Annotated in this window: 18 protein-coding genes; 8 read left to right on the top strand and 10 right to left on the bottom strand. The window is 52.3% G+C overall.

Going from position 1 to position 20,388, the window contains the following annotated elements; all coding sequences use genetic code 11:
* The first annotated feature begins 44 nt into the window (after positions 1 to 44).
* Positions 45 to 1,079, top strand: a complete 1,035-nt coding sequence (locus tag J2X72_RS06690) for an aldo/keto reductase (RefSeq protein ID WP_310069943.1) — start codon at positions 45 to 47, stop codon at positions 1,077 to 1,079.
* Here J2X72_RS06690 and J2X72_RS06685 read toward each other — a convergent pair.
* On the bottom strand, positions 1,076 to 1,711 hold the full coding sequence (locus J2X72_RS06685; RefSeq protein WP_310069942.1) for a TetR/AcrR family transcriptional regulator: 636 nt from the start codon (positions 1,709 to 1,711) through the stop codon (positions 1,076 to 1,078). The genes J2X72_RS06690 and J2X72_RS06685 overlap by 4 nt on opposite strands.
* Positions 1,712 to 1,867: 156 nt before the next feature.
* Here J2X72_RS06685 and J2X72_RS06680 point away from each other — a divergent pair, with 156 nt between their 5' ends.
* The 4 genes from J2X72_RS06680 to J2X72_RS06665 all read left to right on the top strand — a co-directional run bounded on the left by J2X72_RS06680 (position 1,868) and on the right by J2X72_RS06665 (position 6,840).
* Positions 1,868 to 3,169: an MFS transporter gene (locus J2X72_RS06680; RefSeq protein ID WP_310069939.1), complete on the top strand. Its 1,302-nt coding sequence runs from the start codon at positions 1,868 to 1,870 to the stop codon at positions 3,167 to 3,169.
* A 64-nt stretch (positions 3,170 to 3,233) separates the two neighbouring features.
* Positions 3,234 to 4,538: an MFS transporter gene (locus tag J2X72_RS06675; RefSeq protein WP_310069935.1), complete on the top strand. Its 1,305-nt coding sequence runs from the start codon at positions 3,234 to 3,236 to the stop codon at positions 4,536 to 4,538.
* Positions 4,539 to 4,712: 174 nt separating this feature from the next.
* Positions 4,713 to 5,153 carry a hypothetical protein gene (locus tag J2X72_RS06670; RefSeq protein WP_310069933.1) on the top strand — a complete coding sequence of 147 codons (441 nt, stop codon included), beginning with the start codon at positions 4,713 to 4,715 and terminating at the stop codon, positions 5,151 to 5,153.
* 274 nt (positions 5,154 to 5,427) lie between these two features.
* Positions 5,428 to 6,840, top strand: coding sequence for an MFS transporter (locus J2X72_RS06665; RefSeq protein WP_310069931.1), 1,413 nt, complete (start codon positions 5,428 to 5,430; stop codon positions 6,838 to 6,840).
* A 299-nt stretch (positions 6,841 to 7,139) separates the two neighbouring features.
* Here J2X72_RS06665 and J2X72_RS06660 read toward each other — a convergent pair whose 3' ends face one another.
* The 3 genes from J2X72_RS06660 to J2X72_RS06650 form a co-directional block, all read right to left on the bottom strand.
* Positions 7,140 to 7,910 carry an SH3 domain-containing protein gene (locus J2X72_RS06660; protein WP_310069929.1) on the bottom strand — a complete coding sequence of 257 codons (771 nt, stop codon included), beginning with the start codon at positions 7,908 to 7,910 and terminating at the stop codon, positions 7,140 to 7,142.
* Between the two features lie 145 nt (positions 7,911 to 8,055).
* On the bottom strand, positions 8,056 to 8,322 hold the full coding sequence (locus J2X72_RS06655; RefSeq protein WP_310069926.1) for a hypothetical protein: 267 nt from the start codon (positions 8,320 to 8,322) through the stop codon (positions 8,056 to 8,058).
* Positions 8,323 to 8,529: 207 nt separating this feature from the next.
* Positions 8,530 to 9,048, bottom strand: a complete 519-nt coding sequence (locus tag J2X72_RS06650; RefSeq protein ID WP_310069923.1) for a hypothetical protein — start codon at positions 9,046 to 9,048, stop codon at positions 8,530 to 8,532.
* A gap of 97 nt (positions 9,049 to 9,145) precedes the next feature.
* Here J2X72_RS06650 and J2X72_RS06645 point away from each other — a divergent pair, with 97 nt between their 5' ends.
* On the top strand, positions 9,146 to 9,382 hold the full coding sequence (locus J2X72_RS06645) for a hypothetical protein (RefSeq protein WP_310069921.1): 237 nt from the start codon (positions 9,146 to 9,148) through the stop codon (positions 9,380 to 9,382).
* Positions 9,383 to 9,465: 83 nt separating this feature from the next.
* A complete protein-coding gene (locus J2X72_RS06640; protein WP_310069918.1) occupies positions 9,466 to 9,786 on the top strand; it encodes a hypothetical protein in 321 nt (106 codons plus the stop codon).
* A 296-nt stretch (positions 9,787 to 10,082) separates the two neighbouring features.
* On the opposite strand, the gene J2X72_RS06635 is transcribed toward J2X72_RS06640, so the two are convergent.
* Together J2X72_RS06635 and J2X72_RS06630 are read right to left on the bottom strand one after the other, a co-directional pair.
* Positions 10,083 to 11,870 carry an AAA family ATPase gene (locus J2X72_RS06635; RefSeq protein ID WP_310069915.1) on the bottom strand — a complete coding sequence of 596 codons (1,788 nt, stop codon included), beginning with the start codon at positions 11,868 to 11,870 and terminating at the stop codon, positions 10,083 to 10,085.
* Between the two features lie 190 nt (positions 11,871 to 12,060).
* Positions 12,061 to 12,660, bottom strand: coding sequence for a hypothetical protein (locus tag J2X72_RS06630; protein ID WP_310069911.1), 600 nt, complete (start codon positions 12,658 to 12,660; stop codon positions 12,061 to 12,063).
* A 284-nt stretch (positions 12,661 to 12,944) separates the two neighbouring features.
* Between J2X72_RS06630 and J2X72_RS06625 the strand changes: the two genes are divergently transcribed.
* The gene (locus J2X72_RS06625) at positions 12,945 to 15,254 is read left to right on the top strand and encodes a P-loop NTPase fold protein (protein WP_310069908.1); all 2,310 of its coding nucleotides are present in this window, start codon (positions 12,945 to 12,947) and stop codon (positions 15,252 to 15,254) included.
* Positions 15,255 to 15,330: 76 nt separating this feature from the next.
* Here the strand turns inward: J2X72_RS06625 and J2X72_RS06620 are convergent, their stop codons facing one another.
* The 4 genes from J2X72_RS06620 to J2X72_RS25050 form a co-directional block, all read right to left on the bottom strand.
* Positions 15,331 to 16,164, bottom strand: coding sequence for a hypothetical protein (locus J2X72_RS06620; protein ID WP_310069905.1), 834 nt, complete (start codon positions 16,162 to 16,164; stop codon positions 15,331 to 15,333).
* Positions 16,165 to 16,292: 128 nt separating this feature from the next.
* Positions 16,293 to 18,200, bottom strand: a complete 1,908-nt coding sequence (locus J2X72_RS06615) for a hypothetical protein (RefSeq protein ID WP_310069902.1) — start codon at positions 18,198 to 18,200, stop codon at positions 16,293 to 16,295.
* Positions 18,197 to 19,441 carry a metallophosphoesterase gene (locus J2X72_RS06610; protein WP_310069899.1) on the bottom strand — a complete coding sequence of 415 codons (1,245 nt, stop codon included), beginning with the start codon at positions 19,439 to 19,441 and terminating at the stop codon, positions 18,197 to 18,199. Before J2X72_RS06610 ends, J2X72_RS06615 begins: the two co-directional genes overlap by 4 nt.
* Positions 19,431 to 20,291 (bottom strand): DNA adenine methylase, encoded by an 861-nt coding sequence (locus J2X72_RS25050; RefSeq protein WP_405044658.1) that lies wholly within the window; start codon positions 20,289 to 20,291, stop codon positions 19,431 to 19,433. Before J2X72_RS25050 ends, J2X72_RS06610 begins: the two co-directional genes overlap by 11 nt.
* Between the last annotated feature and the right edge of the window lie 97 nt (positions 20,292 to 20,388).

Raw genomic sequence — 20,388 nt, 5'->3', positions numbered from 1 at the left:
TTATTCAGACTGCCCAAGCCGAGAAGACAACAAGGAGAATAGAAATGGAATATCGTTATCTCGGCGGATCGGGCTTTAAAGTGCCCGCTCTCAGCTTCGGCACCGCCACATTCGGCGGGAAGGGTGAATTCTTCGGTGCGTGGGGCAACTCCAACGTCATCGAAGCCAAACGCCTCGTGGACGTATGCGTTGACGCGGGACTGAACCTGTTCGATACCGCCGACGTGTATTCGTCAGGCGCGGCGGAGGAAATTCTCGGTGAAGCCCTGAAAGGGAGACGCGACCAGGTATTGATCTCAACAAAAGCTACATTCCGGTCGGGCGAGGGACCAAACGACGTAGGATCGTCGCGTTTCCACCTAATCAAGTCATGCGAACAGGCGCTCAAGCGTCTGAAAACGGACTATATCGATCTCTTCCAGCTTCATGGCTTCGACGCGAAGACGCCGATTGAAGAAACACTCTCCGCGCTCGACGATCTCATCCGTGCCGGAAAGATCCGCTACGTTGGCTGCTCGAACTTCTCGGGCTGGCATCTCATGAAATCGCTCGCGATCGCCGACAAATATAATCTGCCGCGTTACGTGGCCCACCAAGCCTACTACTCGCTGGCCAACCGAGAATACGAATGGGAACTCATGCCCCTCGGCTTGGATCAGACAGTCGGTGCGATGGTATGGAGCCCGTTGGCTTCTGGACGGCTTACCGGGAAAATTCGTCGCGGTCATCCTCTACCAGAGGGGACCCGTCGTCAGACCCGTCCCGAAGACGGTCCGTTCGTGGATACCGATCATCTATATAGTATCGTAGATGCGCTCGACGACGTCGCCGGCGACACCGGAAAGACTGTCACGCAGGTGGCGCTAAACTGGCTGCTGCAGCGCCCGACGGTATCGAGCATCATTATCGGAGCCCGCGATGAAGAGCAGCTCAAGCAGAACCTCGGTGCGGTGGGATGGAGCCTAACAAAGGAGCAGGTTGCCGTTCTCGACAAGGCCAGTGCTCAGACCCCCGTCTATCCATACTGGCATCAAGCTGGGTTCGACGAACGCAACCCCTCGCCAGTTGCCGCGGCCTAAACTGGATTTGCCAACGCTCCAGCGTCTGGGACAATATTCTTCTGCAGGTGGGGTTGCTTTCGACGATCCTGCAGAAGCTTCTGTCGCGCCGCGGATAAGAGCATTTTTGCGAGGTCGGGATCTTCGGTCGCTCTAGCCAGCGTCACAGCACCCATCATGCCCGTGAGCGTTGACAGTGCGTGCTGGTGCCGTTCATCCGCGGTTGTTCCATCCACAATTTCCTCGAGAATTGCCGCCAACTCCTTCAGGCTCGCAGAGAAGGCTTCGCGCATCGCCGGACCCTGCCTACTAACTTCCTGGGTCAATGTTGTGAACACGCAAGGGCCACTTGGCTCATTAAGATTGCGATCGGACAGATAATGATCAAGTAAGGCTTCAAGCGGCGCATCCGGCGAGTTCTTAACGACCGTCTTCCACATATCTTCCGTTTTCGAAAACAGGGCTTTGACGGCTTCGTAAGCGAGGTTGTCCTTGGATTCGAAATGCCTGTAGAACCCGCCATGGGTCAGACCAGCACCCTTCATTACCTCCGCGACACCGATCGCGCTGAAACCCTTGTTTCGTAAAAGATCCCCGGCGACCCCGATAATCTTCTGGCGGTTCTGCGCGAATTTCTCGCGAGTCACTTTCATTGACGTTCTCCGAATTTGCGCTTGACAACATATATGACGCATATCATGTATGCACAAGATACATGATGGTCATCAGGCTTGAATTCAACTGGGTGCCGCGAGAGCTGCTTCACGATCGGATCCCTGTCGACTGAGACCCAACCCAGGATCGGATCTATGGTTTCAACTGCCCTGGCCTCATCGCTCGCTCGGCGTAACATCCATTATGGGTGGGTCGTCGTCGCCGCTACCTTCTTGACCATGCTGGTTACAGCAGGGGCGATGGGAGCGCCTGGCGTGCTCATCAAGCCTCTCCAGGATGAGTTCGGCTGGAGCACCTCTTCGATCTCGTCGGCCCTGGCCGTTCGACTTGTTCTCTTCGGTCTGATGGGACCCTTTGCTGCTGCGTTCATGAATAATTTCGGAGTACGCAAAGTTGTCGTCTTCGCGCTCATCACCATCGGCGTGGGTTTTGTCGGCTCATTATTCATGACGCAACTATGGCAGTTGCTTCTGTTCTGGGGCATCATCGTCGGTTTCGGCACGGGGCTGACGGCAGTGGTACTTGCGGCTACGGTTTCCAACCGCTGGTTCACGAAGCACCGTGGTCTCGTTGTCGGCATGCTATCCGCCAGTTCGGCGACCGGGCAGCTTGTCTTCCTGCCGCTCATGGCGGAATTGACACAGAGTTACGGCTGGCGGGCAACAGTCCTATTCGTCTGCTGCCTGATCGTCGTTGCGGCGATCGGGGTTCTCGCTCTGATGCGGGACCATCCGGCGGACCTCAATCTTCCTCTCGTTGGCGAGATTCACATCACGCCCGCGCAACCCAAGCCAGCAGGCGGATTGGGCACTCTGCTCATGTCACCGCTAATCGTCCTCAAGGAGGTTTCAGGGACCTCGACCTTTTGGATCCTGTTTTCCACCTTCTTTATTTGCGGTCTGAGCACCAACGGCCTCGTGCAGACGCATTTCGTCACTCTTTGCGGCGACTTTGGCATCATGCCCGTTGCGGCGGCAAGCGTGCTGGCCGTCATGGGTATCTTCGACTTTTTCGGCACGATCGGTTCAGGCTGGCTGTCTGACCGCTTCGACAATCGCTGGCTGCTGTTCTGGTACTATGGTCTGCGGGGGCTTTCGTTGCTGTTCCTGCCGTTCACCGACTTCAGTTTTTACGGCCTGTCGCTCTTTGCCATATTCTATGGACTCGACTGGATTGCGACGGTGCCGCCAACAGTCCGGATCGCAGCAGATCGATACGGCCGGGAAAAAGCCGGGCTCGTATTTGGTTGGATATTCGCAGGCCACCAGCTTGGCGCTGCCACCGCCGCCTACGGTGCCGGGGTGACGAGAACGGAACTCCAAAGCTATTTGCCCGCGTTCTTCATTGCTGGCGCTTTTTGCCTGCTCGCGGCAATTCTCGCGATCACCCTGAGTAAGCCGGGTGGGGCGGCCAGGGCGGCCGTAGTGGCCAATTAGGGCATGATGGCGAGGAGTGCTTCGCCGGGGGCCCCGAGAGTCAATCATAATTTGGAAAGTAGATATGGCTGACAGAATTGGCGTCGTAGAGCAGAAGAAGTCGGTGGTTTCAGGGCCTTTGCGACAACGCGCGCCGTCTACCGAAGCACAATTCGCGGATGCCAACATCGGCAGTCCTTCGCTTTCTTCCGATGCCTCACTTTACTGGCTGGCGCTTGGGACGTTCGCGGTCGGTACCGAAGGTCACATGATCGCCGCTATCTTGCCTCGGATTTCCGCCGATCTGGTGGTTTCCGTTGAGACCGCAGGACAGCTGGTCACGATTTTCGCGCTTACCTATGCTCTCTCATCACCCATACTGACCGCGTTCATGGGCCATTTTGACCGCCGCCGCGTGCTGCTCGCTGCAATGGCGGCTTTCGCGGTTACGAATGTCCTCGCCGCGATCGCACCCACGTATGGGTCATTGGCGATCGCACGCGTTCTTCTCGCCATCTCGGCTGGCCTGTATGTTCCGAACGCCAACGCGTTAGGTAGCGCGCTCGTCGCACCAGAGAAGCGGGGCAGCGCGCTTGCGATCGTCAGCGGCGGGTTGGGTGTCGCTGTGGCCATCGGAGTGCCACTCGGATCGCTGATTGGCGATACTTTCGGTTGGCGGGTGGCTTTCGTGGGCGTGGCGGTGCTGGCGGGGATCGCATTCGTCGGCCTCCTGAACGGTCTGCCTGCAAACGTGGGCAAGGGACTTGCGGTCATGACACTGCGGGAGCGACTGTTGGTTGTTCGGCAGCCGGGTGCGCTTGTCACGCTTCTTCAGACCACACTCTTCGCGATCGGCGCTTATGCAGCATATACCTACGTGGCGCTTCTTCTTTCCACAATCGCGGGATTCACTGGTAAGGGGATCAGCATTGCGCTCTTTCTATTTGGCGTATCGGCGTTCTTGGGTATCGTTGTCGGAGGCAATCTGAGTGATCGGATTGGCGGCCGTCGAGTAGCGGCCCTTACTATGCCTTTGCTGGCCGTTGTGTTCATCATGATCTCAACGCTACCGCACTGGCTTCCGGTTTCAGAGGCGGGCGGCTTTATGCTCGCACTGGTGGCCGTTTGGGGCTTTGCCTCTTGGGCGTTCTTTCCGGCACAGCAGGCGCGCTTGATCGCCATTACAGGGGCGAGGGCCGGACCCATTGCACTTTCTTTGAATTCCTCGTGCCTGTACTTGGGATTTTCTATAGGTGCGGCGGCCGGCTCGATGGTGCTGACTTTTGGAAGCGCGCCGGACCTTGGGTGGGCATCGGCACTGTTCGTATTCTTGTCGTTCGCACTGTTCTTCGTGAAGGCTGCTCCGGGCTCCGTCAGATCGACGGCGTAGTCGTTTTGTGACAGGTCGGGGCCGCGTTATCCTACATAGGTGGCGGTCAATTGCCCTAATCCTGCGGCCCATGTTGCCGACTTGACTTCAAATTTTGAAGTTAGTACTTTTCACTGCCGATCCGTTTCGAATCTCGAGCTGGAGTCGTGTTTGACATGTTTGCAGGGGCAACCAATGAAAATTGATACGGGCGGGCCGAACTACTCTGAGTCTCTCTTAGGCATACAAAACAAGGCTAAAACAGGCGGATCGGACTTCGACGCTGTTTTACGTCGAACTTCGATCGGTATGGGGCCAACCAATACCGTTAGTCTACCTGAGGGAGGCCAGGGGAGTGAGTCTGAAGGCGGACTCACACCAAAAATTTCATCGCGCAGCAGCAATGCTGCCCTCCACGAAGAATTTTCGAAGTGGGCCAGAATGTCCCCGACTGAAAGACTCAGAGCTCAATATCTCGAAAGACACGGGATGACCGAGCAGTCTTTGTGTGCGCTGCCTGAAGATGTGCGCAAGGAAATCGAGGATGCGATAAAAGACGACATCAAGATGCAACTCGACGCAGAAGCGAGAAAGAAAAATAATGGAATAAACGGGATGCCTGGCCCGACCTTCTAATGAAGATACTACGAGCGGAGCGAGTACGTCAGGTCGATCAGGACATAAGCAACAATGGCGCTTAGTGCGATATCCGAGAGTGATTGGCCCGTTCCGCCGTCTTGGACAATCGGATGGTTGGCGCGTCGGACCATAATTGCTAGCGCCGAATCGAGGTGCAGCGCTGTGCCGTCGATGTTGTAAACGTTGGCTGTAGTTCGAGGTGCGCCGACCTCCGGCATTAAAAGAATGTTCTAGGTCAAAAGCTGGAAATAGTGACGATTGGATTAAACGCATGACCGACACAGCCTTGACCCAGACAAGATCGCCGAACAACCCTACTTCTATCAATTGGGTTCTTCCGGTCAGTATCTTAGGTAGCAGCCTGGGATTTATCGACAGTTCGGTCGTCAATGTGGCGCTGCCGGCAATCCAGGATGACTTCAATTCCGGATTAGCCACTGTCCAATGGGTGTCGAATGCATACATGTTGACACTCGCCAGCCTAATTTTGTTGGGCGGCGCGTTGGGCGATCGCTACGGGACTCTTCGCGTCTTCAAGATCGGACTGACGATATTCGTCCTCGCATCAATCGGTTGCGGCTTTGCAATATCTGCTCCGTTGCTTATTGCCGCTCGTTTCATACAGGGTGGCAGCGCGGCACTACTTGTTCCTACGAGTCTCGCTCTGATTAGCCAAGCGTATACAGGTGAAGAACGAGGCAAAGCGATAGGAACTTGGGCGGCGGCTGGCGGAGTCCTCCTAGCTCTTGGGCCACCTTTGGGCGGCTGGCTCGTCGACAATGCAGGCTGGCGCTCCATCTTCTTCATCAATGTCCCGATAGCTGGCGCAGCGCTTCTCCTGTCCTCACGGATTGCAATCCAGCCAAGCAGTCGTACTGATGCTTGTCATCTCGACCTAGTTGGCTCGGCACTGGCTGTCCTCACACTTGGAACCTTTACGTACGGAATGGTGGAACTGGGACAGGGGAGTTTTTTGGTCGGAACAACCGCCGTTTTTGTCTCTATCCCGCTGGCACTTGCCTTCATCTTCATCGAGAAACAAACCGCAGCGCCAATAATGCCGTTGCGCCTGTTCAAGAATCGAAATTTTGCTGGGGCGAATGCGCTCACTTTTGTACTTTATGCGGGTCTCAGCGGCGCATTGTTTGTACTGCCATTCGTACTGATAAGGGTTCATCACTATAGTGTGACGCAGGCGGGTGCCGCATTTTTGCCCTTCTCGATCATACTAGGTCTTGGCTCGCGCTTGGCTGGTCGCGTCGCCAGCAAGACGGGGCGGCGTCTACCCTTGATAGTGGGACCCCTTATTACGGCTTCCGGTTTTGCCGCGCTGGCGCTGTCCGGCCGCAATCCCGACTATTTATCGGGGTATATGCCTGGCCTCATCGCTATTGGTATTGGAATGACACTTGCCATTCCGGCGCTGACGATGACTGTATTCGACTCATCTCCCAACAAAGACAGCGGCGCAGCTTCCGGCATCAACAATGCTGCGGCACGTAGTGGGGGCTTAATTGCTGTCGGTGCTCTTGGAATAGCTTTCGGCGGCTCGGACTTTTCTTCGCTTTCGGAGCGCGATATCGCCGCCGCCTACTCAGTCATTATGTGGTCCTCTGCATTAGCTGCTGCGATCAGCGTTGCCTGTGCGACATTTGCAATTACGGCGAATGGAGAAGCTGAGTGAATTGTCGGGAGCACTCGTGTGTGATCGTCCTGGAGGGCTTGCAGCAAATTAGCGGAATTATGTAGCAAAAGCCACAAGCGGTACTCGAGTCGTCTAGCAGACACCCCGCGAGCCGGCTAAACCAGAATATCGACCTGCCCGCCGTTGGTCGTCCTCAGTTTCGTCAACAGCAGCCCACCGATTACGCGCAGTCATTACAGCATGTTAAGGTTGCAATTCGTGGCGTTTGCTACCTAATCCGCAAGATCAAATAGAGACAAACGGCGGTTTGACAGTCAAAGCTTCTGCCGAACGCGAACTCATTCGCAGCAGGCCTTTCCCACGTAAGTGTTGCCGACCGTCATGAACGCATCGTCCGGAATGCTGCCGTTGGCTTTCATTATCTTTAGCGCTTCGCCTGCACCTTTTGCAGGATAACTACCCGATAGGGTCACTGCGAACCAATGGTTTGTCGCGAAATAGGCGGTCAAACGAAGCCACGACTTTTGAATATATGCCTGGGTCTCGGCGAAATTATCAAAACTGGCAACCTGGATGTATCGGTTGTGGAATGGCATAATAAGGAACTGATCCACCTTCACCCAATTGTGGTGCAGATAACCAGCTTTTCCATCAACGCTTACGTGGTACCAGCGGTCACTAACGTCGAGGATTTTGACTGGATCGCCGTTTTTCACTTTGCCAATCTTTTGTGCCGCTTGGGTCGGTCCAGCTCGCAGAAATTCCGAGCCTTCGGGGTGACGTACCTTTCCAGTCTTGGCTATGGGTATGGGAAACCGGGCATCCAAGGCAGGGATTGAATTGTCAGGGAGCGCGCGGGACGTTTCGGGGTGAGGCGACTGAGGTGTAGGTGGAGGAACATTCTGAACAGCAAGCTTTTCATCGTCGGCGGGTAGTGGTGTGGTCACACGATAGGCAACCATTTCGCTTTTTGAAAGAAAGCGAATGTCGTCCTTTTCATATTTGAGCGATAGTTCAAGCAACGCCGGGTCAACGCCCATTTCGACCATGTACGATATCGTTTCGGCGGTCACGTGCTGAACCTGAGATACCGCACTATCAACATTCATGTTGATGCTGTCCGAAAATGACGATTTGTGAACGCCAATTGCACCGGGATCTGCGTGCGAACGACACCGCCTAGAAACGCCAATGCGCAGGCCGATGCACAATCCAAACTTCGAGACTGAAACGTCGCGAGGTTGAGTATGCGGATTAATCGACCAAGCTCCATCGCCTTGATCGGCTGCCGCCGGGAGAATTGAATGAAACGAACGTCGGGTCGGTCTGTTTGACGAGCGTGGTGAACTCAGAAAGGCTGTCGTTGTATCCGAACTCACCTTCAACAGCGATAAATTTCACTCCATTCTGAAGTTGCCCCGAGGAGAAATTCAAAGCAAACGCAGACGATGGCAATGCGATTGCGGTACAGGCAATCAGCGAAATCACCCGCAGGTACTTGCTGAACTCAGGGTAATTCATAATAGACGCCCCATTTCTTCCGGCACGATACTCTTTTGAGGCTTACAGAACACTCAAATCAAACCGTAAGCTTTTAGCATTTCCAGTTACCTGCGGTCCAAGGATTTACTCACACAGTTATAAGCGCACAGACTAGCGTTGGAACACGATTGAATTCTTCGAATTTGCGGGAGACCGCATTTTTGATTACGCTCCAACTACTTCCTGTTAAATCTGTTGTAAAATAGGGATCTCGGAAGAATCGGCGACTGGAATGTGCCAGGTATCAGTCGCGGGATTATAAAGACCTGGCAACGGAAAATGGTTATGAATTATAAGGAAATCCTTGTGATTTCTCGTGACAACAGGCACGTCGTGAAAAATCGCCATTGCGGCGATAGCCAGGTCCTGACCCTGTTTGGGATGCTTGCTTCCAGGGGCGGTGGTCCAGAGAAATCTCAGGGCAGGGGTGAGAGTCATTTTGGCATAGAGATGTGCGGCTCGTACGCTCATGTCAGTTGCAACGAACCGCCCACCACTCATCAGACATTCGAACCACGTTTCGAGTTTTCGGCTTTTTGCCTCATCGATCACTTTGAGGAACTCGATGCCACGATATATCTCGAGAAACACGCTAAAGGGGACAAGCAATGAGTGATCCGGTTGATCTTGGATCCATGCTTTCACACCCCCGTGACAACTGTTTCGGGCCAATTCGCTCAGCACATCTGTATCCAGAATGTACATTCTCAACGTTGCCCGGTTCGCAGGGGATTGATCGATCAGGTGGCTTCGTCGCTGCTTTCATCGCTATCGGCAAAAAATCTAGTCAAAGTTTAGGTAAATGACAACAAAGCCCGCAATGTATTGGACCAAGAAGGAGGCCGCTGCTGATTTCAACGGCCTGCTGAATGATGCCAAGATGCTGGGACCACAAACGATCTTTGACGACGACTGTGTTTTTGAAGTGCGACTGGTCCGGCGTGTAAAGCCAGCTGAGGACGTTCTGTCGGAGCCAGGACCATTAGCAGACGAGGATCACGATGCCGCTTTTGGTTCGGACCGAACAAAAAAAGGCTGAATTACACACGATCGACGTTCGCAATTTCACCGAATTAGGTAGCAAAAACCACCAGACGGCAGCTATGCAGTTGGAGGAATATCATGTTGGGACATCTATCGATCGCGGCAATCAGCGCCCTGATGCTTGCAAGCAGCGAGCAATCCACGCCTGGAGCGTCGGTCGGCGCGGGCAACCCCTATCCCGTCAGCAACTACACGTGCCAGGACGGCACGCATCTGGCAGTGCGTCTCCTCGGCGATCGCGCTTCGGTATCCGTCAACGGCGCGACCGCGGTCGATCTGCCCTCGATGGGGCCAGAAGGAACGACCTTTTCGAATGGTCAGCAGACGCTGACCATCGTGCAGGGGCAGCTATCGTGGGGCGTTGGCCGGGCCGTGCCCTCCGCATGCAGCGGCGGTTGACCTAGTGCTTGCCCGACAACGCTGCGGATCTCGACGACGGCGCGCATGACATCGCCCCAAGCTTGCGGGCGAAACAGTGATGGTAGTTCCGGTGCGCATCCGTCAGACTCGCACAAAAGCCGCTTCAAAATTTGATTTCATAATCCAGTACTGGAGAAATGATGTTCTTGTCTTTGATAACAATCACAGTTCTCTCCACTTGGATAGACTACCCGCATACTGCCGATGCTTTATTCGGAGATGTGATCTAGGTTCGGATCGACAATGACGCGGTCTCAAACTAACCAGGAAGCGCATCAAATCCTCCTACGTTTCTTTAAGATCGACTCCACTTCGTCGCCTGAGAGATGGCCTTTTTCGACTAACGACGCGGCCAACCTCTGGATGGCGATTTTCCGTTTCTCGACGATTTGTTTGGCGCGGACAAATTCGCTTTGAAGCGTTTGCTCAACGCGACAAAGGAGATCCGAATTGCCCTGCAATAGCGCGAGGACGTCTTCTTCAGTATCTGCAGAAAGATATGTGAGCTGCTGCCCTAAGCCGTAGCTCGCTTCCAGACGCGCAGCCAAGAGAGTGGCCGTATGAAGATCAGAGAGAGGCTGACCACCAGCCCCGGCCGCCCGCGACCCAAGAATAACCTGCTCTGCTGCAGTTCCACCGAGCACGCGGGCAATGGTTGCAAAATGTTGATCCCGTCTGCCCTCCCATGTCTGCATTCGCCCAAATTGGGTCATGCCGCCATATTGTGGTTTATCGGTAGAAAGCACGATGTGGCTGACGATCGAAACGGACAGCACATCAAACCCAAGTGCCATGCCCACGATCGCATGGCCGCACTCGTGAACGGCAGACCGATAAAGCTGTTCGGCAGGCAAGGGAAAGCGTTCGGGCAGCCCATCTGTGAGATCGTCGATGGTCAGCTCCCGCTTGAGCCGCCGCGCTTTTCGGCGAGCCTGACGTACGAGTTGTTCAAGGTCAGCACCCGTCCAGCCCTCGGTTCGATTGACTGCGGGTCCCAAATCCTCGCGTAAAAGAGACCCGTTCAGGTGCCACCGCAACATGCCTTCCCGTCCCGCGGAATCCGGAAGCGGAATGCAGAGATGACGATCAAGACGACCGGATCGTTTGAGCGCCGGATCAATCATCTCTGGAAAATTGCATGCGGCGACGACAACGACGCCCTCACGCGATTGCGCCCCGTCGAGACATTCAAGTAATGCCGCGACGACTTCGGTCTGATACTGAGCGTTGTCGCCCGAAAATTTTTCTCGATTGCCGATAGCATCGATCTCGTCGATGAAGAGGATTGATGGCGCTTTCGCGATGGCTTCGGCGAACGCCCCATGCATCGCCTTCAATAGATCTCCCAAATGGCCATTTGCTTGCCAACGAGCGAGCGAATGAAGGAACACAGGAACGCCACAAGTCCGGGCGAGGGCGCTGGCAAAAGTTGTTTTCCCCGTTCCTGGCGCGCCGCTTAACAAGACGCCCCTATCAACATCCGACCAAGAGATGGATTTTGCCTTCCAGTCCGCCAGATCGACGGCCAAATCGCAACCCCAATCTCTAGCTTCCCCGAAGCCATGAAGGTCTTCCAGCAACGGCAATCTAAGTGTCGACGTCGTTGGCTTATTAGCCGCTACGCTTTTGATGCGCTCGATGGACTGTTGGACAGGTCGCCCTTTCCGAAAAGCAGCGGTGATGAGGTCGAGGGGCGCAGCGGCGACATGCACTGCATCATCTGGGTCGATACGTTGGCCATAGCAAAGCCGTGCGGCTGCAATTGCATGGCGTGGATGAAAGCCTCTCACCGTAATTGTCCCGTCAAGTCCAGCCAGGAGTGCATCAGGAAGTGCAACGCATTCGTCTGTCAAAATAATCACGCGACTATAGTTTCCCAGTGCAGCGATCCCCTCCAAGGTCTGCAGTTTTTGTCTTTTCGGATTGTTCTCAATCGTGACAACCTTCAACTCGATACAGTCAGCAGGATAGAGCTGCATCATAAGCTCGCCGTCGAAAACACAGTGAATCGCCCGTTCGAACAGTTCAAGGTTTCCTGGTGGAACCGCGATATGAAGCGCCATCGGGCCAAACGTACGGCGAGGGAGCACGTGTCGGCAGGCTTGTCTCACAGCGCAAAAGGTAAGGAACAAGGGCATCGATTTTGTAAGCTTGCGCCTGAGTTTTTGTGTAATGTTTGACATAGAAATGACCTCGACCGGACGAGCGCAAGCCCTCGGTTTGAAAGATGGATCAGGATGGTTGGTGGAGTGGTCAGTCGCGCCAGAGCGTCACTATCGTATCCGGCGCGATAGGGGCGTTATCGAGTTCAATGTCGATGAAACGATTGAGAACTAGTGAAGCTAATCCAGCTACAGCCAGCGTTTCCTGAAATGCTGACAGACTTTCGGAAATCGTAAGTGAGCCCTGTTCTTCTAACGCTGTCAGAAGCCGAAGTCGGTCGCCGAGAGGGCAAGTCCAGTTTGCATACCTCAACAGATCGCAAGCGTTCTTCAGCGTGAAACCAACATAGACTTTTTCAGGGTGTACGGTCTGGTAGTGGACGCCGGCTTCGGACGCCGCTTCCACAACCCAGGCATTCGCAGCCCCACCTGCTGGTACGACATCGAAGAGGGTAGGGCCATAATGACCTTCCGCCGTGAAATCAGGAATGTGCTTTAAGTCACCACGGACTAGCTCGGTCGTCAAACATGACCAAGAGCGAACATTCTTGTCGACATCCAAGATGCACCCAAAGTCGCGAGCCATTTGGCTACGAAACGTCGGTACACCGCTGCATCGAACCGTTCCTTTCGGGAAATACGGCGAAGTATCAGAAGACTTAGGGATGCTCTTGACAGGGGGAGTAGTCATTCTTTCTCTCCACACAACATACGAGAGTGATCGACAGCCGCATTCTGCGACTAGGCGACGATCAACGTATGAGGTGGGCGAGGTGCTTTTGCATGACGTCGGAACAAATAGTGAACAATCGCAGTGATGTCAAGCACCAGGCGAATTGACGATTCCTAACCACGATTGAGCTGATCGAGAGCGGCCTCCGCGCATGTAAGATTAAAGCGTCGGCCTTTTTTACCCATAGCAGACTCAGTCGTTTTCGTGCGATCGAGAAGCAGGATATTCTGGGTGAGGTGGCAATGTTCTTTTTACGATCGATGAAGCAGTGGTGGTTTGCCGGCACCGTTCCCTTAGCCAAGCCAGTTGAGGCGGAAATTGGATCTGACGTGCCGATACGAACAGCGTCGCAGGATTTATTAAGGCGAGTTCCTTTCGCCGAGCGCGTTTCTGAAATCCTGTGCGAGTTAAATCTCGATGAGGGGCGGGTGTTCGCCCTCCGAGGACCATGGGGAGCGGGCAAGTCCTCACTGAAAAACCTTGTCATTGAGCAACTTAATGTAAGACCCAACGGCGCAAACTGGCTGGAATTCAATCCATGGCAATGGGGAGAAGGAGATGCAATCTCGAAGGCTCTTTTCAAACAGATTGCCGACAAGCTAGGCGGGCCCCTATCATCGGCGGCTGGCAAACGTGCTTCGATTTTCCGGCGCTATGGCACAGTTCTCACTGGCTCGGGTGCATCGTTGAAGAAGGCGGGCGGCAACACTCAGTTGATTGCTACGCTTTTGACCAATGCCTCGGTGCTGGCACTGGTCACATCAATTGGTTTGGAATTGCCAACGGTTGCGACGATCGCCGCGGTATTGGCGGGTGCTAGCATGGTCGTCCCGGTCGTTGGCCAGGTCATGCTTTATTTTGGTCAAGATCGCTGGTCCGAACCTCTCGACAGAATACGAGCGGCACTTGAGAAGAGCCTCAGGGAGCTAGAGAAACCGCTAGTCGTTTTCGTGGACGACATCGACAGACTTGAGCCAGACCAGATCAGGCTACTTTTCCGCCAGATCAAGGTTAACGCCAATCTCCCAAACATTGTGTTTGTGCTGCTGTTCCAAAGCAGCATCGTAGAAGCCGCCCTCGATCCGATTGCCGACAATCAGGGACGCGAATTTCTCAAGAAGATCGTCCAGGCAAACTTCGATCTTCCGGCCGTTTCGAAATCGATGGTTCACGAAGTTATGACTGGTGAACTCAACCGAGTCGCAGGGGCGTATGCCACCCCAGAGAATGGTTTCGAGGGGGTTCGCTGGGGCAACGCGTTGAATGGTGCTATTCAACCGTTCATCTCGAACCTACGTGATGCGCGTCGATACCTGTCATCCGTATCAATCCATATGCCGCTCCACATCGGCAAAAATGTTATGGAAGTTAACGTCATCGATTTTCTGTGCCTAGAGGTGCTGAGGGTATTTGAATCAAGCCTTCACACGACGCTGTTCGCTGAACGAGATCTTTTGCTCCAGGCGGGGCGGTTTAACGGTGACAGAGAGAACGAATCTCACCGCGCCCGGATGGTCCGTCTGATAGAAGGGGCCCTCGAGGACAATCGTCCGGCGGTGGAAGCGGCGATTAGGCTCCTGTTTCCAAGGACAGAATGGGCATTTGGCGGCTCACATTTCGGCGATGATTGGAACAGCTCCTGGAACTCTGCGAAGCGGGTTTGTAGTCCTCGGTTTTTTCCAACATACTTTGAACTTCAGACACCGTCAGGAGAGATTTCGGAAAATGAGTTCAATGATCTGATTGCGGTGTCCGGCGACACTGCAAAGTTACAAATCGCTCTGCAGAGTATTGAGCAGCGGGACTTACTAGCTTCGCTAGCAGGACGTATGGACGACTCAGTCGATCGGCTACCTATCGGCAGTGCGTCAATATTACTTCCGGCTATGTTTACAATTGCGCAAAAGTTGGTTGGCCACCATTCGGAGCAATTCAGTTCTGCGTGGGTCTCGGCTTGGCGTGCTGTCAGCTGGTACATTGACCGATTGCCACAAGGCGATCGAGGCCAGTTAACTCTCGCAGCTCTCAACGAAACGGGCGCTTTGTCCGTCGGGGCAATAATAATTCACCTGAATGACCCGGCTTCGCAAGAAGAAGGATCCCGAATTGATCCCAAACTGGACGAAGTGACGGTCTCAGCACTTAAAGTCGAGTGGCTAAGACAAATCAATGAGATGGCTACCAACTCTTCTAAACTGCTGGATGAATCCGATCTCGGTTCCTGGCTTTATCGGTGGCGTGACTATAGCGGGAGTTTGGATGCCCCGCGATCATGGGTGCAGAGTGTAATTCAGACCGATAAAGGGTTCGCTGACTTGATGACGCAATTAATGACAATTGGCACAAGTCATACGGTGGGCGACTTGGTTTCGTCTCGTGTCGACAGGATCGATGAGAAGACAATAGAAGATTTCGTCGGCATCCGCGACGCGTTGCAACGGTTGTCCTACTTTACACTCACGGAGCTGTCTCCTAAGCAGGAACGCGCGATCAATGCCTTGCGGAAAACCCTACAGGAACAAGATAGTGGGGGAACGCCTTGGAGTTCCTAACGTAGTCTTTTTGGCGCGACAGCATGGCGTTACAACGTTGGTCACTTTCTTCCTCTGTTGTGAACGGCCATGTAATTCAGGACCTCACTTGTCCCAGCATACGAGATTGCTCTTCCGCTCTGTGCTTAAGTGTCGGGATGTCTAAGCGGGCATATACCGCGTTTTTATCGGGCTTAGCGTCTGATGGCTGTATCCTACGTTGCTGGGCCCGCCAGATTGCCAAATCTCCAGGATAAGTTAACGCAAGTAGATAAGCGAGAAATGAGAAAATTTTTGGTCCCATAGGGACTAAAATAACATTGAAGTTCCGAGCTAGCCCGTAGATTAAGCTCTCGATCATTTGAAAAGAACCTTGCGGGTCTGAAACAATGTAGGAAATCGTCCTGGTATTAAAACCTGTGAATTCAAAATCGAAGTTCGCTCGCCTAACCGCTTGATCAAATCTCGAATCAGACCCCGTGCCCCAAAAGCAAAATGATGCACTGGGTTCGAGCTGGCTAATGATTCCCATGGACACGCCGGGCTCAAATCCCAAACCTAAGATCAAACAAAGTGGCTTTGAGGGATCTGCGTTGTAGCCGGAAAACTCTGGTCCGATCGGCCCCAGGCTCTCAATTTGAGGGAAACGCCAATCTGGTTCTGAGAAAGCCGCCGGACAGTAAAGTATCTTGAGTTTGTAATTACTTCGACAAAGTCTAGACAGTTCTGCCAGAACCCGAAACATCATTACTCGATTTATCGAGGATATGTCGAAGTAAATTTTCAGATCATTGGTTTGATGTTCTAACAATATTTCGTTTAGTTCAATTCTTAGAAATCGGTCAAAATCATGTACAATATGGTGACCCAGAAACTCTGCTTCAGAAACATTTTCTATGTATTTGTGGATCCTATATTCGGGCATTTTCAACGCTATAATTCGAGAACTCTTAGCGAAGCGTGATAATGTCAACGACCTCGATTCGAATCCTAAAGCATAGATAAAGATATCGCATTCGAGTTCTGCAGTCGAAATACTGGTAGAGCCTGACGATAGAATCATATTTTCGTTCCAAATAGGTCTAATAGAGTCAGGTTTTCAATTTCTTGACTCCGCCCAAGGATGGTTGACAAACCAATAGTTCTACCGCCGGCAAGTGGAAGCTTAAATCGCGGCGCAAAAATATTTGCCAACCTGACTTTCAGCCCTCCCAACTCACCTACGTGGTAGGCTCCGAGACGCGGCGCTTGGGTCGTGATGAATGCTCCAATATTGATGCCTTTCCCAATCAGCTCTCTAACAGGAGACGGTACTCGTTCATCAACAACAAACGACAAGACAGGATCTGCATTAAATGTTGTCCCTAAGACGCTCCCCTGAAAGTACATTCCAATTTTATCGACGAGGTCGACCAAGGAGTGTATTTTCTGGGCTTCGGAAGAACTTGGAATCGTCGATAAAAGTGCAAAATATGCTGCAGTCATTCTCTCAACTGAATCACGCTGGATGGAACGTTTCACAGACGCATTTCCCGAAGTTGACTGCTGATAGGCATGAACCATTGGTTCTAACAGGCCTAAAATCCAGCGCGGGTTGCCTTCACAAATGGCAAACAGTGCGCCTGCGCCTGTATAAATGTCTGATATAGCGTTTTTTGAACGCAACCGCCTACGAACTTTAGAGGAAGGATGCTGCCGTTCTTGATCAAATAGGAACTCCTCTCGCACTATCACTGGCCAGATGATCTTTCGAATATCAGCGGCGCGCCGTTTTTCCGATCCCGTGGATAGGTCCGTTATGTTGATGCTTTTTCGGTAAACATAATCTCGAAAACTTGGATCTCTTTCAAACAGTGATAGAAATTTTCGGTGGTAATTTCCCGCTGCGGCGTATTTTTTACCTTGTATGGACTCCGGGCCGTCACTAGTTTGCGTGCTATCCGCTGGGGCATCGTCCACAAATGAATTGCCGAGCACATCGTCGACGGAATCTCTAACGCCGTGTTTGTGACAGACCGACGCGAAGAGTGCCTCGCTAAAGCCACGTGTCTCTTTTGCAGAAAAAGAACTTAAGAAAACCAGCTTAAAGTCGTTTTGTTGTGTTGGCATCGCTGGCTGACGAGTACCAGCCGCAACCCCCACGAACGGAGCCGCAGAAAACTTAATCAAAAGACGCTGATCGATTGATCTCGGTGCTTGCAACACCGCTTCCGCTACACGATCAACAGCAATTTCAAGTTCATCGAAGCAAAGTGCAAGTTTAAAGGAAAAACCGTAATTTCGTTCCAGAAAATCACAAAACGCTGATGCATCGTCGAGAAAGTGATTGGCTAGGAAAGGCGCGTCATCCAGTAGATCCGCAGCAGTCGAAACGCCATATGCGCAACGTACCGCCAACCTCTGCATTAGTCGTACGCGATCACGAACAGCTTCCCTGAGACCGTTAACGCTTGATGCACGCAACTCCAATTCCCAAACGCGAGCTAGTTCTCGCGCAAATGCAGGTTCCTTAGCATCCTCTATTGGTAGGTGAAATCTTGAGAGTGCCACGTCGGTCAAGAGTGTCGGATTGGAAGCCTCCATCCAAGTATCGATAAGCGATAGGAGCACGCTATGCCGAAATAAAGAAATTGAAAGCAGGCTTAGCGACTCTTGGTCTTGTTTTGGCGCGTGAAACGAGCGGTACTCAGCGCTCCATGTTATACTTGCTGGGATGTATACGGCCATATAGTCGAGAGATTCGGCAAATCCGACCTTCTTTGGACTGTCCCAGCGCAGCAGGGCCGGCAATGTGAGCATTTTCAGCAACGTAGTTTTTCCGCTTCCCCGAGGACCTAGTATCGCGGCGTTGACAGACGCAGCAGCTTGATCAAGAAACGGAGAAGCCACAAAGTTGGAACCAACTTTTTCGGGCTCCAAGAACCTGGCGTTATAAACGTCAAACAGTGCCGAAGTGTGGTCGATCATTCTCTCCACTCCAAATGTTCGGGCAACTGATGCCGATCAAAATCAACCACGGTACCTGTTTGTTGGACCATGCTTAGTACTTGAGCTAAATCATCAGATGTTAGGAATTGAAGTTTTGGATCCATTGATAGGACGTTGGCCCAACGATGTACTCCCGGCGCTGCTGTTTTCGCTGCAGTTACTAACTTGTTTCGGAGCTCTATCGCGGACGGACGGTAACCAAATCCGCATTTAAAAGGTAGTCCGCCGTCAACGCTTGCTTCGCGCCAGCCTGATCCCACCGCCCAGGTCCATGAGGTAATATTGCCGAGCACTTCCGCACCGCTCGGATCCATATCGTCCAGATGAACGGAAATGTGATGAATTTGATTTCGTGGGTGAACCCCACGAACATCATACGTACGAGCTGCAACGCTACCTGCCGAGAGCACGACAGGTGCAAGCGGGGTTCCATCGGCGTAGGAGAGATGAGGCACATGCTGGTGACCATGGATTACGAGCCATTGCTTTCCAGTCTCCTTTAAATATTCTGAAAGTTTGTCCCCTCCTATGACGAAGCTATCAGAGTCTTCTATCCATGGATGTTTAGAAAGATGATGATGCAAAAGGACAATGTTTAAACGTGTGTTGTGACCTGCCAATTCCTTCTTTATTGCTTCAAGGGTGAGAGGGCTTATTTTTCCTCTTAGATGTTCTCGAGACGGTCCCTTGGTATCAGAAGCATAACCATGAAATGCGGAACTATTTAATACTACCAAAGTGCAGTCATATTCAACAAACGGTATTACCACGAAGTTTCTAGACCAAAAACGGTCGGAATAAACACCATCATTTTCTTCAAACAGACTACACGATACAGGAAACATGGGTTTCAATGCTTGAAGTGCGCTCTTGGGGTCAAATTCTGGAAAATTTCGTCGTGAATCAATGTCGTGATTGCCAGTTGTGCCGATCAGCAGTGTCGCCCCAGTTTGCTGACGTATTTTCTCAAGCTCCTCCCATGCGATTTTTTGAGATGTTGGATCAGCCCTGTCTCCTAGATCTCCTGGTGTTAAGACCCAATCGACGGCTAAACCGTGCTTCTTAATGATTGTTGGTATATCTGTAAGGGGATTGCTGCCGGCATCGGAGAAAAGGCTGTTAGTTGAATAAAATGAGGGTGTCTGACTGCTTCTCGGATCCTGCGAGTGAGCATGGACATCGCTTATTACAAGGACATTCAGTACGTTTTTATCTCGCATAATTTGAAATCAAGAGCTCACATGTGTTTCGGCGCATAACTGGATTTCCAGCAACAGTTCTGCGGACTAAGAGCCGGTGAGTTTCCCAAACCTGAGATAGAGACTTGGTGATTTCTGTCTCTGGAAATGAAAGCAAGAAATGTGCTCCCTTGCGATCAATGCGATCTAGCACATTCTGTAGGCGAGAGAAATCGGCCATGTCGAACGGGCGAACTTGATATTCGTTAAAAACCCGTCCCTCATCGTTGTAGTATGGTGGATCAAGAAAAACGAAATCTCCGGACTCAACGTAGTTATCACAAAATGTCTCGAAGTCGGTGTTCTGGATGTCGGCGCTTTGAATTAGCTCAGTTGCTTGGAGAAATTGCTCCAGGCTCGGATAGGGCGAAACTCGCCGATCGGAATAGGGTACATTGAAATGACCACTCTTGTTAACTCTGTATATTCCGTTGAAGCAGTTTCTATTGAGATAAAAAAACAATACTGAGCGTTCGAAAGATCGTGGAAGAAACTTTATTGCATTTCGAGCGTCATAGTATGTAGACCTTTCTCGGGGTATCGCCGCAAAACGGTCGAAAAATTCCTTTCCCCGCAAGGATGCATATCTGTAGAAATCCGTGACATCAGTATTCAAATCGTTGAGTTTAGATCCTTTGATACCCAGCTGAAACAGGAAAGCAGCTGAACCCGCGAACGGCTCGACATACGAACGAAAAGATCGCGGAAAATGGAGGGAGAACAACGGGAATTGTCGCTTCTTACTGCCTGCCCAACGAAGCAGTGGTCTACACCCATTTAGATGCGGCGGAGAGTACGATTGATAATTCCAATCCGAGTCACGGCTACGCAACTGGGCCCCACTCTTGCGTATGAATCATAACTCGACCTCCTTGAAGTAGATAACTATCTGTTCCGTCAGTTCTGAATGCCATCTCCGGACGCCGAAA

The organism is Phyllobacterium sp. 1468, from assembly GCF_031455525.1.
GTDB lineage: Bacteria > Pseudomonadota > Alphaproteobacteria > Rhizobiales > Rhizobiaceae > Phyllobacterium.
The sequence above is the reverse complement of the archived record's forward strand: the minus strand, read 5'-3'. Positions and strand labels throughout refer to the sequence as shown.

Excerpts from the sequence above, each read along its gene's own strand:
- J2X72_RS06615 (WP_310069902.1), bottom strand. The coding sequence starts at position 18,200 with ATGATCGACCACACTTCGGCACTGTTTGACGTTTATAACGCCAGGTTC.
- J2X72_RS06670 (WP_310069933.1), top strand. The coding sequence starts at position 4,713 with ATGAAAATTGATACGGGCGGGCCGAACTACTCTGAGTCTCTCTTAGGC.
- J2X72_RS06660 (WP_310069929.1), bottom strand. The coding sequence starts at position 7,910 with ATGAATGTTGATAGTGCGGTATCTCAGGTTCAGCACGTGACCGCCGAA.
- J2X72_RS06675 (WP_310069935.1), top strand. The coding sequence starts at position 3,234 with ATGGCTGACAGAATTGGCGTCGTAGAGCAGAAGAAGTCGGTGGTTTCA.
- J2X72_RS06640 (WP_310069918.1), top strand. The coding sequence starts at position 9,466 with ATGTTGGGACATCTATCGATCGCGGCAATCAGCGCCCTGATGCTTGCA.
- J2X72_RS06665 (WP_310069931.1), top strand. The coding sequence starts at position 5,428 with ATGACCGACACAGCCTTGACCCAGACAAGATCGCCGAACAACCCTACT.
- J2X72_RS06630 (WP_310069911.1), bottom strand. The coding sequence starts at position 12,660 with ATGACTACTCCCCCTGTCAAGAGCATCCCTAAGTCTTCTGATACTTCG.
- J2X72_RS06655 (WP_310069926.1), bottom strand. The coding sequence starts at position 8,322 with ATGAATTACCCTGAGTTCAGCAAGTACCTGCGGGTGATTTCGCTGATT.
- J2X72_RS06610 (WP_310069899.1), bottom strand. The coding sequence starts at position 19,441 with ATGCGAGATAAAAACGTACTGAATGTCCTTGTAATAAGCGATGTCCAT.
- J2X72_RS06650 (WP_310069923.1), bottom strand. The coding sequence starts at position 9,048 with ATGTACATTCTGGATACAGATGTGCTGAGCGAATTGGCCCGAAACAGT.
- J2X72_RS06645 (WP_310069921.1), top strand. The coding sequence starts at position 9,146 with ATGACAACAAAGCCCGCAATGTATTGGACCAAGAAGGAGGCCGCTGCT.
- J2X72_RS06690 (WP_310069943.1), top strand. The coding sequence starts at position 45 with ATGGAATATCGTTATCTCGGCGGATCGGGCTTTAAAGTGCCCGCTCTC.
- J2X72_RS06685 (WP_310069942.1), bottom strand. The coding sequence starts at position 1,711 with ATGAAAGTGACTCGCGAGAAATTCGCGCAGAACCGCCAGAAGATTATC.
- J2X72_RS06635 (WP_310069915.1), bottom strand. The coding sequence starts at position 11,870 with ATGGCGCTTCATATCGCGGTTCCACCAGGAAACCTTGAACTGTTCGAA.
- J2X72_RS06680 (WP_310069939.1), top strand. The coding sequence starts at position 1,868 with ATGGTTTCAACTGCCCTGGCCTCATCGCTCGCTCGGCGTAACATCCAT.
- J2X72_RS06625 (WP_310069908.1), top strand. The coding sequence starts at position 12,945 with ATGTTCTTTTTACGATCGATGAAGCAGTGGTGGTTTGCCGGCACCGTT.